Source organism: Streptomyces sp. SID5785, assembly GCF_009870065.1.
In the GTDB taxonomy this organism is placed as follows: Bacteria; Actinomycetota; Actinomycetes; order Streptomycetales; family Streptomycetaceae; genus Streptomyces.
The window spans coordinates 1-1568 of sequence record NZ_WWIA01000354.1 but is presented as its reverse complement, the minus strand read 5'-3'; the positions used below and the strand labels follow the sequence as shown (position 1 = coordinate 1568).

The 1568-nt window shown below is 76.8% G+C and carries 1 protein-coding gene and 1 pseudogene; both read right to left on the bottom strand.

From position 1 onward, the window contains the following. Positions 1–332: 332 nt before the first annotated feature. Positions 333–1241: an ABC transporter substrate-binding protein gene (locus tag GTW43_RS11610; protein ID WP_161301574.1), complete on the bottom strand. Its 909-nt coding sequence runs from the start codon at positions 1239–1241 to the stop codon at positions 333–335. Between the two features lie 144 nt (positions 1242–1385). Next, a pseudogene (locus GTW43_RS37965) lies at positions 1386–1568 on the bottom strand (GPP34 family phosphoprotein); the annotation flags it as partial.

The window sequence follows — 1568 nt, the reverse complement described above, 5'->3', positions numbered from 1 at the left end:
CCAGCGTGGGGGCCGTGCTGGGCGAGGCCCGCGCGGACGGGCTGGTCGCGGGGCGGTGCGTCCCGGCGGGGTGGGCGCCGCCGGGGCCGCCGCCGGAGCAGGCGGCGGCGCCCAGGGCGAGCGCGGCGAGGACACAGGTCGACAGGGTGCGGCGTGCTGAGATGATCACGCCGAGAAGATAACCCTACAAATGCGACAAACCGGGCACATGGGCCCCGTCGTGCCCGACGGGCGGCCCACACTGACCCGACCGGCTCAGGGCCCGTGTCGCCCGCCCTGCCTCGGCCTGCCAGCCCCGGCCCGCCCGCCCCGCTCGGCTCACCCGGTCCGGATCACCCGCTCACGCCCCGCCGTGCCTCGGCCTGCACCTCGGTCAGCACCGCCGTGAGGCTCCGGTAGAACTCCGCGTGGGCCGCCGCGCTCGGCGGGATCTCCGGATTCCACGGGAGGACCACGGCCCGCTCGGTGACGCTTCCCCAGGCCGGGTCGGAGCCGTAGGCGGCGGGCGCCGCGGCGTTGGCCCGGTGGTCGCGCAGCACCACGTCCGGGGCCAGCGCGGCGGCGTCCTGCCAGCTGCCCGTGTGCCAGTTGGCGCCGGGGCCCTCGGGCGGCTCGACCGCGGCGACCCCGAGCGCGGTCAGCGCGCTCAGGTCCGGCCACTTCGCGGGCCGCGCGAGATGCACGCTGTCCGGCCCGCCGGGCGACAGCGCGAGCACCCGGACGGCCGCCGCCTGCTGCGCGGCCTGCCGCAACGCGGCCTCCGCGTGGGCCAGTTCCTCACCGGCCCGGGCGTCCTCGCCCGCGCCGAGCGAGCGGCCCAGGTCCGCGAAGCGCTCCCGCACCGCGGCGAGGCCCCGGCCCTGCCCGACGTCGAACACCACGAGCGGGGCGTGTTCCTCCAGGTGCTTCGCCGTGTCCGGCTCGATCCCGTAGACCTGGCCCCCGCCGTAGGTGAGCGCGACCACCAGGTCGGGCCGGACCGCGAGGACGTCGTCGAGGCCGAGCCCGGCGCCCGCCCCCAGATAGGCGACGTCGTCGAGCGGCAGCCCGCCGGACTTCGCGCGGTCCGGCCGCTCGCCGTCGTGGAACGAGCCGAAGATCCCGACGGGGGTCACCCCGAGATCGTGCAGACCGGCCCCCGCCTGGATGTAGGCGACGATCCGGACCGGTGTCCCGCCGGCGCGGGCCAGATGCCCGCGGTCGTCGGTGAATTCCCATGTGTGTGCGGATGGTGACGTCATAGGGGCTACGTGCCCAGCGGGCCGCCGTCGCATGTGGCCGGATGTGTCAAGTCCCGGACGAGGCAGGGAGATTGGCCGGGAATCGGCGGGTGCCGGGGGCCCGGGACGGGAACGCGGACGCAGCCCCCGACCGGGCCGGGGCGCCTACAGGCTGCGCCAGATGTTGTCGAACGCCGCGTTCTCGACCGCGCGGCGCTGCCGCACGGCCTCCAGCTCCATCACCGCTTCACCGACGGTGGCCAGCACCGTCGTCCGCGGCTCGCCCTCGATCTGCTCGCTCGCACCCGGCTCCTCGTCCCGGGCCCCCGCGGCCGCGACGAGGACGGC